The organism is Ureibacillus chungkukjangi (assembly GCF_003217295.1).
Lineage (GTDB): Bacteria > Bacillota > Bacilli > Bacillales_A > Planococcaceae > Ureibacillus > Ureibacillus chungkukjangi.
In genome coordinates, this window is record NZ_QJTJ01000016.1 from 73,416 (window position 1) to 86,305 (window position 12,890).

The window sequence follows — 12,890 nt, forward strand, 5'->3', positions numbered from 1 at the left end:
ATGCTAAATATCATATTTGTTTTCGATATCCCGTTCATATCGATTATATCTTCGCCTTACTAGCCCAAACAAATGACTAACTAACACTTTAAACAATGCATATGCCGGGATTCCCAGAATAACTCCTGCAACCCCAAACAATGAACCAAATGTCAAAAGGACAAAAATGATTGTAATCGGGTGAATAGAAAGGGATTTCCCCATAATGTTCGGGGTAATGAATTTCCCTTCTACCAACTGAACAACAGTCCAAACAATAATTAAATAGACGACCATTATTGGTGAAGTAACAATAGCGATAATGAGCGCTGGGGTAATTGCTATAACTGGTCCTAGGTACGGGACTACGCTTGTTACCATTGCTAAAATCCCTAACAAGAAGGCATAATCTAATTTGATAATTAAAAACCCGATCGTCATCATGACACCAATACAAATGGACACTAATATCTGGCCAAGTATGTACGAGCTTACTTGCTTGTCCATTTCTTTTAATACTTGCCCTACTTCATTGCGAGCGCGTGGCGGAAAAATTCGTAAAATGAATTTCGGTAATTTTTCTCCCTCATACAGCAGATAAAACAAGATAAAAGGAACTGTTACAAGGGATAAAAGAATTCCAGTTAATGTTGAAACGAAACCAGTAATTCCTGTAGCTACTGACGAAGCGATATTCGTTAGTGTATCTCTCATTGTGGTTACAAGATCGTCTGTCACATTTGTTAGCATCTTATCATAATCAAAATTAAATTTTGTAAATAATTCATCAAAGCTAGAATTGTTTAAAAATGTAACCGACGTCTCTACAAACTGCATAAAGTACATTGGAAACTCTTCCACTAAATTTGTAAATTGGTCACGTAAAAATGGATACACGAGAAGTGAAAGTAAGGTCATCAGCGCTGCTACAATTACATAAAGAATTAAGATTACAATGCTGCGCGGTACTTTTCCCTTTCCACTTTTATCTGCTAACCGTACGAACGGTCGTAATAGATAATAACCGATAATTGCTAACACACCTGGTAAAATTACTACCTCAAATAAAACCTGAAGTGGATAAAAGATAAAGTCGACTTGATTGAATACAAAGATAATGCATCCAGCAAGTAATAATGTAATAAGTAAAAATAACAGATTTTTCCCACCTAAAAAGCGGATAAATCTTGTTTGAAAAAAGGATGATCTTTCCCTGTTTAACCGATCCTCATAACTCTTTTCTCTTTCCAAAAAACCACCTCGTCAAACTATGAATTTAGTATTCATTCTATTCTATCATGTAAACTGATTTTCCATAAAGTGTTAGAACTGCCAACGATTAAAATTTGTGTAAAATGACATTCTTAAATTGGTAACAAAGAGGGAAATTACTCCCCCTCCAGCTGTAAAAATGAGTGTATTTCTTGTTTATTCTTTTCAATATCGATTTCTATAACTTCACCCGCGTGCGGATAGGATTGATAATCATAGCTTCCTTCCACTGGAATAGTCATTTTATCTATGTCTACTTTTCCCCCAACAGCTAAAGATAGTACTGTTTTTATCTCCTGAGCTGTCGATAAATCTGTCGTAATATACCCTTGTGACGCCCCAATTAGTTTTGGAAGGTTATTTATATTACTAGGAGATAACAATTCATCCTTAAGTGCATCAATGACCTTTTGCTGACGCTCTACACGACCAAAATCCCCCTCTGAATCATGACGGAATCTTGCATATCCTAATAGCTCTTGGCCATTTAAATTTTGTACCCCCTTAGATAGTGATACACCAATATATGCGGACATATCCTTTTCAACTTCCATTTCAATGCCATTAGGCGCAAGAATATCGATCAAGGATTCAAAGCTTTTAAAATCTATTAAAGCATAGTGATGTATTGGTACATCAAACATTGTTTTTAATGTATCCTTTAAAAGCTGTACCCCACCAAGATAATAGGCTGTATTTAATTTATATGATTTATAGCTTGGGATATCTGCATAGATATCTCGCATGAAGGATACAAGCTTTAAATCATTTGTCTCTTGGTTCCAGGATAATACCATCATCGTATCTGAACGGGATTCCTCTTCCCCGCGACTATCAACACCGAGGATTAAGTAGTTTTTAATAGTCTTATGCGCTTCATCTGCAACAAACTCTGCCTCAGGTAATTTTGTTTCAGAAGCGATTTCGAGTCCCTTTTGATATTGGAAATAAGAATAGATTCCAATAATCAGTAGCACTAGTATTAAAAAAGTAAAGAACAGTCTTCCTTTTCGCAGCTTCTTCTTTTTATGTCGGGTCTGTCTTTTTTCTTCGATTTGATTTTCTTCCATATTGCTTCTCCCCTTTGAAAATTCAATTACGAGACGTTCGAAAAGATAGAAAGGTTCATTTTTCCATTATTATACTACGGCTTGTGACAACAAGCTTGAAATATCCTATAAATAATTGTAATAATTTGTTTCCTTATCTATATCATGTTACAATACTATTTATTTTAAGCATTGGAGGCGTAAATAAATGGAAAAAGCGACATTTGCAGGTGGTTGTTTTTGGTGTATGGTTAAACCTTTTGTAGAGTGGGATGGTATACATAAAGTAACTTCTGGCTATATGGGTGGGGCTATAGAAAACCCTACTTATGAGCAAGTAAAAGAAGGAAATACTGGACATTTAGAAGTGGTGCAAATAGAATTTGATTCTTCTATTTTCCCTTATGAAAAATTACTAGAAATCTACTGGATGCAAATCGATCCTACTGATGACGGTGGACAATTCCACGATCGTGGTGAATCCTATAAAACAGCTATTTTCTATCATACAGAGGAGCAGCAAAAGCTTGCTGAGTTCTCTAAGCAACAATTGGCAGATAGCGGTCGCTTTAAAAAGCCTATAGTAACTCAAATTATAGAGGCAGCTACTTTCTGGGAAGCAGAAGATTATCATCAGGACTACTATAAAAATGAAGAAAAACATTACAAGGAAGACCGCGCAATTTCTGGTCGTGACCAATTTATCGATAGTCATTGGAAATAATAGAGAAATCAATCATTTCATGGGCAATAAGATGAAATAACAAAAGGCGACAAACTCCAAGTTGGAATTTGTCGCCTTTTATATTTTGTTGACTATATTCGCAAAAAAACTCGTATATTAAAGTGTACTAAATTCATTAATGGCATCAAGGAAGATGGCGCCATAGCGTTCTAGCTTGTTTTGTCCCACTCCACTCACCTCTAGGAACATTTGTTCGTCAGTCGGTTTTTTCTCACACATATCCTTTAACGTCTTATCTGAAAAGACAACAAATGGAGGTACTCCCTCTTTTTCAGCCAGTTCCTTACGAACAGCCCTCAAATGCTCGAACAAAGGATCATCCCGCTTGACTATTGTTTCTTCGGGCTTAGTCCGACGTAATACTTTCTTTTTCCCTAAAAGAACATCCTTTCCCTCATCCGAAATATAGATTGTTGGGAATTGACCTGGTTGAACTAATAATACCTTTTCCGAAATCAAAAATTCTATAAAGCTGGAAATCTCTTTTGCTGTCATCGATTTCAAAATGCCAAATGTTGATAAGTGTCTAAAGCCCTCTATTTTTTTATTGCGTGCGCCTGCAAGTACTTGGGCAGTAATCGTTTTACCAAATTTTTGACCCATTCGAAAAACACAGGATAATACCTTTTGAGTATCTTCCGTTACATCCATTTTTGGTCTTCCATCAATACAATTACTACATTGTCCGCACTCATTGTTTTGAGATTCACCGAAGTATTGTACTATGTAGGATTGCAAGCAATTCTCTGTATGGCAGTAATCGACCATACTTTGAAGCTTCTTAAGCTCTAACGGTATTCGAGAACGATCTTGAGCTTGATCTATAAGGAAACGCTGTGTTTGCTCATCCGACGAGCTATATAATAGTGTACACTCACTTGGTAATCCATCACGCCCCGCTCTTCCGGCTTCCTGATAATAGCTTTCCATATTACGAGGCATTTGATAATGAATAACAAAACGTACGTTCGTCTTATTGATACCCATTCCAAATGCATTTGTGGCTACCATCACCTGAACTTCATCCTGCAGGAAACGATTTTGTTCCTGTGTTCTATCGGTTTCTCCCATTCCACCATGGTATTTGGCAACCCGCACACCATTTTTTGATAGAAGCTCATAAACTGCTTCTACTGATTTTCTTGTAGCAGCATAAATAATCCCCACTTCATTTGGATTATTTTTTACATATCTTTTGATGTATTGATCCCTGTTTTCACCTATCAAAACCTTAAATGACAGATTTTCGCGAGCAAAGCCTGTTATGAAACTATCATGTTCACTGATATGTAATAAAGAACAAATATCATCGCTAACAGTAGGTGTTGCTGTAGCAGTTAAAGCGATGACAGTCGGTTTTTTATGCCATAGTGAAACGAGTGAGGAAATCGTGCGATAACTTGGTCTAAAATCATGTCCCCATTGGGAAATACAGTGGGCTTCATCAATTGCAACTAAAGGGACATTTAGCTGTGAAAGTTCATTTCGGAACATTTCGTTTTCTAATCGTTCAGGCGCAATATATAAAAGCTTTACTAATCCATTTCTTACATCTTCCATTGTTTCGTTTATTTGACTATAAGTTAATGAGCTATTAATATAAGCCGCTTGTATCCCATTGGAATGAAGTAGATCCACCTGGTCCTTCATTAATGAGATTAAAGGTGAAATTACAACGGTTGTGCCTTCAACACACAATGCAGGCACCTGATAACAAAGAGACTTCCCTCCACCAGTTGGCATAACGCAAAGTGTATCACGACCATTTAGCACATTCTCAATTACCTGTTGCTGCCCTATACGGAAACTATCATATCCAAAATATTGCTTTAAAACTTGCTGTGCTTTTTGTATCATAGATTACCTCTCTATTTCAGTGGTTCTCTTATTATACTAGAAATCCAGTAAAAGAAAAAATCGTGAATTTAACATTAATCTTAAAACTGCCAGGAAACTTAAGTAATACCAGTGATTTCTAGCTTTTGTAAGCATCCCATGCTATAATAGAAACATTGTGTACAAAAGAGATTTTTGAAGCAATTTAGCTGAATATAAAAAGGAGGAGCTTACATGATTCAAGTTAGCAATGTAGGTCTTCGCTATGGCGATCGTAAACTATTTGAAGACGTAAATATTAAATTCACACCGGGGAACTGTTATGGTCTTATCGGTGCGAATGGTGCAGGAAAATCTACTTTCCTTAAAATTCTATCTGGAGATATCGAGCCTCAAGAAGGTAATGTTTCAATGGGGAAAGACGAACGTTTATCCGTTTTAAAACAAAACCACTTTGAGTACGATGAGTATAATGTTCTTGATACTGTTGTTATGGGGAACAAGCGTCTTTGGGAAGTAAAAGCTGAAAAAGATGCGATTTATATGAAAGAAGAGTTCTCTGACGAAGACGGCATGCGTGCTGCAGAATTAGAGGGTGAATTCGCAGACTTAAATGGTTGGGAAGCTGAATCAGAGGCTGCAACATTACTTAACGGTCTAGGTATTGGCGATGAGCTTCACTATGTACAAATGGCTGACCTAGAAGGTTCAGATAAAGTCAAAGTATTATTAGCTCAAGCTTTATTCGGTAAACCAGATGTTCTATTACTGGATGAGCCTACCAATCACTTAGATTTAAAAGCGATTAAATGGCTGGAAGAGTTTTTAATTAACTTTGAAAATACAGTTATTGTTGTATCCCATGACCGTCACTTCTTAAACAAGGTTTGTACGCATATTGCCGATTTAGACTTCTCCAAAATCCAGATTTATGTTGGTAACTATGATTTCTGGTATGAGTCAAGCCAATTAGCACTTAAAATGGCTCAAGATCAAAACAAGAAAAAAGAAGAGAAAATTAAAGAGCTACAAGCATTCGTTGCACGTTTCTCTGCAAATGCTTCTAAATCAAGTCAAGCGACTTCGCGTAAAAAAATGCTGGATAAAATTGAACTAGATGATATCAAGCCTTCTAGCCGTAAGTATCCATTCATTAACTTCCAAATTGGCCGCGATATTGGAAATGACGTATTAACAGTAGATGGCTTATCAGCTACTCAGGAAGGCGAAGTATTATTTAAAGATGCTCGCTTTATGATGAACAAGGAAGATAAAATTATTTTACTTGGTAATCCAATCGCTAAAACAGCGTTGTTGGACATTTTAGCAGAACAACGCCAGGCTGATAGCGGTACATTTAAATGGGGTGTGACAACATCTCAAAGCTATTTTGAAAATGATCACGATAAATACTTCACAGGCTCTGAAAAATCATTAGTTGAATGGCTTCGTCAATATTCACCTGAGGATGAAACAGAAAGCTTCTTACGTGGCTTCTTGGGTCGTATGTTATTCTCTGGTGAAGAAGTGAAAAAATCCCCTTCTGTTCTTTCAGGAGGAGAAAAAGTTCGATGTATGCTATCTAAAATGATGCTTTCGAACTCAAACGTATTATTACTTGATGAGCCTACTAACCACTTAGACCTTGAGTCAATTCAAGCTCTAAACGAAGGTTTAACTCGCTTTAAGGGTGCGATGATTTTCACATCTCATGACCACCAATTTATCCAAACAATTGCAAACCGTGTGATTGAAATTCAGGAAGACGGTTCAATTCTAGATAAACAATTAACTTATGATGAATTCTTAGAGTGGAAAGAAGCTCAGGGAATTAAATAATTCGTTCTTTTATATGAAGCATTGATATTACTTGTGTGTTATACAAACTATATATTTACAACTCACCGTTATCACCCATTCTTCCCCAACTAATTTGGGGAGACTTTGGGGAAGTCCTTATAATATTTTATAAGAGCACGGGCAGGTACAATAAAACCAGGTAGCGTAATGCTATCTGGTTTTTTATTTTTTGAATTGTAACATTTGATCGGGAGGATAATGAAAAATAAACACTACATTCAAATGGCTTTAATTATTTCAAATTTAATAATGTATTTTAAATGTAGTAGAGAAATCGCATCCTATTCGATTAAACCTAATAATTGTTTTATTTCATTCTCACAATGATTTTTAAGCGCAATATTATTATATTTCACATTAAAATCACGTCTTTGTTCGGTAACGGTGTATATCGTGAAGCCATCTTCGGATTTACCTGGATGTACCTTTGCGCCGATTCTGCCTAATTCACCTTTAATGTTTATTAATTCCGTATGTAAATCTTATATTTTTCCATCGATCCACATCTCAAAAGCTCTTTGCATTTTCAACTTTTTTAAATGCTTGCTATCACGTTCAAGTGTTCGTATAGTTAGATCAAGTATAATCTGTCTATGGGCCAAATCACTAGCAGCCTGAGTAATCAAATAACTTCACGCTCTTTTATTATTACAGGCACGAGTGCAAGAACACTGTCGATTAGAAAGGTGCGTTTTCCCTGCCTAGTAAAACAAAATGCAGAAAATGATCCGTCTAAAACTTTAACAATCTTAATCCGCCTTTTACTAATTTCACCCGATTTTGAGACGTACATAATATCCACCAGTTGATTACGTTGCAAAGCTTTTAACACCCGACTCTTCATATTTAACCCTCCAACAATCGAACTAACGTTCTCATTCTATTCAATTATAGAACCAATGTTCTCGTATTACAATATGAAGAAGCCAGGTAATTATTACCTGGCTTTTTGACTTGTTCAACTTAAAGATGTTTTCCTATAACCCAAAATTTAGGTGCTCACGTTTGTTAATCTATTACATGAACTAAACGATTAACAGAGTATTAATATATCAGTGCAATTTAATTCCGATACTTCTGTAGAATTATTTTATTTTATATCCAATGTAAAGGATGATAAACCAAATAGGTGCTACATATAGCGCGATACACATGTCCGGTATAAATGCCATCAAGACAATGACAAATGCCAAAAAGGTTAAAGCTATATATGTAGTAATTGGATGTAGAGGTAATTTAAATTTTAGCTTTTCAACTTCCTCTTTTGTTTTGGTTTTTCTAAATTTCAATTGTGTAATTAAAATGATTGTCCAGCAGGTAATGACCGCAACCGTTGCAACAGCAGAAATATACAAAAACACTTTTTCAGGAACGATATAATTCAGGAATACTGCCACTAATAAAAAGAATGATGAAAACACAATTCCACGTCTTGGACTACCATTTTTGTGTAGTTTTCCGAAATACTTAGGACCGTTATTTTGAAGGGATAAATTGTACAGCATTCTTCCCGAACTGAACAAACCACTATTGAAAGCTGATAAGGCTGCTGTGATAACTACAAAGTTAATGATATGTGCAGCGCCAGGTATTCCAACATTCTCAAAGATTAATACAAATGGGCTACCATTAGTCCCAATATCATTCCAAGGGTATAAAATCATCATGATGCCTAGTGCACCAATATAAAAAATTAATATCCGAAAGACCACATTATTGATCGCTGATGGAATTGATTTTTGAGGGTTTTTTGCCTCACCAGCCGTAATTCCGACCAATTCTATTCCTCCAAATGAAAACATAACAAGCACCAATGACAATAAAATACCCTCTGTTCCATTTGGCATGAATCCACCATGAATCCACAAATTTTCAAATCCGATTGGCTGACCACTATTCCCAAACCCAAGGAAGATGATTCCTAACCCTAGCAAAATCATACCAATAATGGCTACTATTTTAATCATCGCAAACCAAAATTCAAACTCTCCAAATGCTTTGACATTTGCTAGATTAATGAATGTAATGAGAATCAAAACAACAAGCGCTGTCAGCCATTGTGGAATTTCTGGGTACCAATAATTCACATAGACTCCAGTAACTGTTATTTCCGCCATTCCAACAACAATCCACATAAACCAATACGTCCATCCAGTTAAATATCCTGCAAAAGGACCTAAATATCGATTGGCATATGTACTAAATGAACCCGACACCGGTTCTTCTACTGCCATTTCACCTAACGCCCTCATAATAGTGAAAATAACCAGTCCCCCAACTAAATAAGAAAATAAAATAGAGGGGCCAGCCATTTGAATGGTCGCACTGGAACCATAAAACAATCCTACTCCAATTGAACCACCCAGTGCTATAAACTGAATATGCCTATTATCTAAACCTCGTTGCAGTTTTTCGCTTTTATCCACCTTGTTCAATCAATTTACCTCCTCATAATCTATTTCAAATATTGCAAGTGTAATAAGAAAAAAATAAAAAAAACGCCCTTTTGGATTAACCAAAAGGACGATTCAACTCGTGTTACCACCTTAAATTCATAAGCAACTTTCATTACCTATCTTAGTAAGTACAGCCATAAGACGATACTTTAGCACATGATGACGGGTGCTTTGCCGGTGTAGCCTACTAAGAAATCCAATTCAGTACACAGCTCCAAGATGAATTCGCAATCCGTCAACACGCACCTCTCATCAACCGGTAACTTTCTGTAGTGTTTATGTGATTGCTACTATTTCTTTTCATAGCCTTTATTCTTATATTCCGAGATGCTTTACAACTCTTCAATCTGCAAATATTGATTGTTAATAATTTTACCTTTTATTATTTATTTGTCAATACAGAATATGACTTTTCTATTTTGGATTCTTACCTAGCCACAGTTACCCCCACATTTAGTGATATACATATTTACTTCTATGTATTTCCAGTCTATAATTTTACATTCAGATGTTTCTCCGCAATTTATTTCTTTCCAATTATGTTGCATTCTCACCTTATTCGTTCAACCCAAGCACTATGATTTCCCCCGCGAGTAGGATTTCGTCAGCCAGAGCGTTACGGTAAATTCATACAAAGTGGTTCTATAAATAACTATTTTACTATGTGTAATATTACAATAAACGTTCTCACAAAAAAATATTGAAACATATAATCCTCTTTCTAACCAACTATACAAAACAATTTTAGTCTACTCTCTAAACTATTAAAACAGTAAAAAACCCATTTTATTATTTAAACTATTACGCTAAAGATTATTCAAGATAATAGCCCTTAAATGAAAAATGAGCGCATTTCTTTTTCAAGAATTGGCCCCTTTTGTGGAATATCGTTTTTTCAACTAAAGACCACTTTAATTAATGAATGAATAGAGTTAAACTTTCTTCCGATAAAATTAGCAAGTACGGGATTGAGCTCTAATTCTCTTGACCAAATAGAGAGTTGACCAATGTGATGTATTTCGTGTGCAATTATATGATGTAATATTTCCACAACAGTATATTTATCTTAATCCCCAGGCACACATACAACTATCTCTTTTAATTCATCTAATTTATTTTTTAGAAATTCTGCTATTTCATTTCGGAGTCTATCAGAAAGAGATTTCAACTTTTCAGGCGTATCATATTCAGCAAATTCAACTACGATGTCTTCTTTGCCTTGAATACCACGAAGCCAACTATATACAACATCAATAACGTGAAATAAGTATATAAAATACTCCCTACTCCACCAGTTCGATCTTTTATCAATTCCTCATTTGATAGTTGGTAACACCATTCAAACCATTCGTCTCTTACCTGCCAATTATATTTAAAAAAATTTAACAATATGAACACGAACACTCCATTATAATTGTTTATAACTATTAGTGATACAATGTGTCTTATTAAAATATTTATATCAAAATAAAGAAGACCCTCTCGTTTGAGATGGATACCTCTTAATCATTATCCAACTAAAGCGCCCGATTGTTGAATATCATTTTTTAAGTTAAAGCAACTAACTGTTACTTCAATAATGCTTTTTAGCATATAAGAGTTCTATATATTTCTCCTATAATACCTTCCATCTGATGAACACCTAATTCAGTATTTGTCATGATGACTGCACCTTTTTCTAAATACGGAAACGCCACCATCATACATTGAAAACCTACTCCCCAACCGAGTGATTGAATTTCTATTTCTTTTTCAGAACCTGCTAGAAACACACCTAGTCCAACCCAATCTTTTCCTCTTTGCGAGCTTATCATGTCTTTTATTGCATTTGAAGAAATACCAACTTTACTTTCTCCTTTTATTGCATCCATTAATTCAATAACCAATTTTGCTAGATCCACCGAGGTTGTCCAAAGTCCAGAAGATGCTGGGTAGGGATATAAAGGATATTTTCCATCCACTAATTTACCATTTTTGTTATGACCACAAGAAAATTTTTCACTACTCATAACAGGTATTGACATATCCAATGTGCTATTTCCCATTTTTAATGGTTCAAATATAAGTTCTTTCATCATTTGATGAAACGGTTTTCCAGTCACATCTTCTAATAATAGCTGGATTATACAATAACCTGCATCAGAATAGTCGAATCCACTCTCTGGTTCGTAATTCACTTCAATAGGAACTTTACAATAAGGGGTTTTTCCATCTAATAATTCAACCAACGAAGGAAAGCTTGGAATTGTTTTAAGCTCACCAAAACTGTTTTCAGGGTCTTTTATTCCAGATTGATGGCTAAGTAAATTTCGTAATGTTACTCTTTTGTTTTTCGTTAAATCATTTTCAGGTATTTTCCACGAAACGAGTCTATTGTTTACATCCTCATCTAAATCAAGTAGTCCTTGGTTCGTTAGTTTCATAACAAGCATTCCCGTTAGAAACTTACTAATTGAACAAGCACTAAAAATCGAATTCTCATTTACGTACTTATTACTTTCTACCTCTAATAAGCCGTAATTTTCTGTATCACATATTTGTCCATGATTAATTAACGTAATACTTAAACCTTGCACATTATAATGTTTCATACGCTCTTGAATGTTGATGTTTTCCATACTCTCCCCCCAATTTAGCAGCCTCAGCTTCAATAGAATTATAACACGAACGTATTTTCTATTGTATGTATATGGAAAAAGCAATTTCAATTAATCTGTGAGAAGTTTAAGTGTAAACCTTCACATTTTTCACTTTAGATTAAAATTATTATTCAACAATATGGCCCTTTAATGAAAAATGACGCAATCCTCATTAAAGAAATGCGCCATATTCTAGAACAAGTATATATGGGTCTTAATTTATTACTGATTTATTACCGCGTAACCAATCCATCCGATTAGAATAATATTTGGTGCAATCAAGAGTGCTGATAGCCATCTAATATTTTTTCTTAGTGATAAAGCAGCACCGAGGTAAAAGAAAGGGAATATCAAACCCCACCATTCAAAACGTGGCGATGCAGCTAAGTAAAGCGATAATGGAATTATCAATAGACTGGAAATCACAAGAAACATTGGCTTTTTCATTACTAAAGAAATAAACGAAAGTACAATCGAAGCAATCATAAATGGCCAAAATAACAACCCCATAGAGAACCCCCTTAAAGTTTTCCTCTTATCCTGCGATGTTCTGAATACTCAATATAATTATCTCTAATTCCTATAATTCCCACAATGAGTTATTTAACAATCTGCCCTATTGCTGAAAAAGACACAATTCCTCTTCAAGAATTGCGCCATTTAATCAAAGAAGGTTCAGCTAAAAATACAAGGGACAACATATTTCTTTTCTTTACTTTTTTCCCGTTTTTATCATTAAAAAATCCAAATACAACAGCCAATGAAATAATAATAGCAACTAATGAAATAATAATAGCAACTAATGGAATCCGTCCTTTATAAAGTAACAAGCGAAAGTAAAATATGTGGAGATTTTTCGGTTATATGCCAAATGAAGCTCTGTTTTGGGGTACATAAAGGGAAGAATTCCGAATATGTTAAAAAAATCCTCCACTTTCTCGTTCTTTGAGTCGATAGGCGATAAAGTCCATATAATTGTGTAAAAAGAAAAAGAGTCATTTTATTCTCTCTTGGATACAATGTTTTCAGCGACGATAAACATGAAAAGAGGGAA

The 12,890-nt window shown here is 35.0% G+C and carries 10 protein-coding genes, 1 pseudogene and 1 other annotated feature; of the genes and pseudogenes, 3 read left to right on the forward strand and 8 right to left on the reverse strand.

Annotation, left to right across the window (positions count from 1 at the left end; translation table 11 throughout):
- Positions 1–3 precede the first annotated feature (3 nt).
- Positions 4–1,230, reverse strand: a complete 1,227-nt coding sequence (locus tag BJ095_RS12235; RefSeq protein WP_107937070.1) for an AI-2E family transporter — start codon at positions 1,228–1,230, stop codon at positions 4–6.
- 137 nt (positions 1,231–1,367) lie between these two features.
- Positions 1,368–2,321, reverse strand: a complete 954-nt coding sequence (locus BJ095_RS12240) for an LCP family protein (RefSeq protein WP_107937072.1) — start codon at positions 2,319–2,321, stop codon at positions 1,368–1,370.
- A 187-nt stretch (positions 2,322–2,508) separates the two neighbouring features.
- On the opposite strand from BJ095_RS12240, the gene msrA reads away from it, so the two are divergent.
- On the forward strand, positions 2,509–3,024 hold the full coding sequence (gene msrA / locus BJ095_RS12245; protein ID WP_107937074.1) for a peptide-methionine (S)-S-oxide reductase MsrA: 516 nt from the start codon (positions 2,509–2,511) through the stop codon (positions 3,022–3,024).
- 117 nt (positions 3,025–3,141) lie between these two features.
- Here msrA and recQ read toward each other — a convergent pair whose 3' ends face one another.
- Positions 3,142–4,902 (reverse strand): DNA helicase RecQ, encoded by a 1,761-nt coding sequence (recQ, locus tag BJ095_RS12250; protein WP_107937077.1) that lies wholly within the window; start codon positions 4,900–4,902, stop codon positions 3,142–3,144.
- Between the two features lie 213 nt (positions 4,903–5,115).
- Between recQ and BJ095_RS12255 the strand changes: the two genes are divergently transcribed.
- Positions 5,116–6,720, forward strand: a complete 1,605-nt coding sequence (locus BJ095_RS12255; RefSeq protein ID WP_107937079.1) for an ABC-F family ATP-binding cassette domain-containing protein — start codon at positions 5,116–5,118, stop codon at positions 6,718–6,720.
- A gap of 643 nt (positions 6,721–7,363) precedes the next feature.
- Here the strand turns inward: BJ095_RS12255 and BJ095_RS12260 are convergent.
- The 5 genes and pseudogenes from BJ095_RS12260 to BJ095_RS12280 form a co-directional block, all read right to left on the reverse strand.
- Complete coding sequence (locus BJ095_RS12260) at positions 7,364–7,585, reverse strand: transcriptional regulator (RefSeq protein WP_107937081.1); 222 nt, start codon at positions 7,583–7,585, stop codon at positions 7,364–7,366.
- A 241-nt stretch (positions 7,586–7,826) separates the two neighbouring features.
- Positions 7,827–9,176: an amino acid permease gene (locus tag BJ095_RS12265; RefSeq protein ID WP_107937083.1), complete on the reverse strand. Its 1,350-nt coding sequence runs from the start codon at positions 9,174–9,176 to the stop codon at positions 7,827–7,829.
- A gap of 81 nt (positions 9,177–9,257) precedes the next feature.
- Positions 9,258–9,510: a binding site (T-box leader), on the reverse strand.
- Positions 9,511–10,092: 582 nt separating this feature from the next.
- Positions 10,093–10,586 (reverse strand): annotated as a pseudogene (locus tag BJ095_RS12270) (DinB family protein).
- Between the two features lie 197 nt (positions 10,587–10,783).
- Complete coding sequence (locus tag BJ095_RS12275) at positions 10,784–11,815, reverse strand: serine hydrolase domain-containing protein (protein WP_235867656.1); 1,032 nt, start codon at positions 11,813–11,815, stop codon at positions 10,784–10,786.
- Positions 11,816–12,058: 243 nt separating this feature from the next.
- Entirely contained in the window at positions 12,059–12,346 is a 288-nt protein-coding gene (locus BJ095_RS12280) for a hypothetical protein (protein WP_107937918.1), read from the reverse strand.
- Positions 12,347–12,430: 84 nt separating this feature from the next.
- Here BJ095_RS12280 and BJ095_RS18855 point away from each other — a divergent pair, with 84 nt between their 5' ends.
- Positions 12,431–12,658, forward strand: a complete 228-nt coding sequence (locus BJ095_RS18855; RefSeq protein ID WP_146223216.1) for a hypothetical protein — start codon at positions 12,431–12,433, stop codon at positions 12,656–12,658.
- Positions 12,659–12,890: the final 232 nt, after the last annotated feature.